The organism is Bacillus sp. SIMBA_031, from assembly GCF_046535225.1.
Classification (GTDB): Bacteria; Bacillota; Bacilli; order Bacillales; family Bacillaceae; genus Bacillus; species Bacillus velezensis.
The window spans coordinates 1-229 of sequence record NZ_JAWRXC010000776.1; the positions used below are offsets into that span (position 1 = coordinate 1).

Annotated in this window: 1 protein-coding gene; it reads left to right on the forward strand. The window is 29.3% G+C overall.

The features are described from left to right. Positions 1-229 (forward strand): hypothetical protein (locus SB724_RS22160; RefSeq protein WP_410573280.1); only part of this gene is annotated, 229 nt, incomplete at both ends.

Sequence of the window (229 nt, forward strand, 5' to 3'; positions counted from 1 at the left end):
GTATTACTTATTTAAATGCATACATAATAGCTATTTTACGAAGTAAAACTGCTGATGAAGGTCTTTTTGCTCTAAAGATGACAGTTATTGCCCTTAACAATTTAAATAAAAGATGTGAAAATACATTGCTTGTAGGCAATGTGGGTACCAAAATTACTGATATAATAAATTTATCAAGTCATCAAATGGGTTATAGCTCATCTGATGAAGATATTACTAAAGAATGGAG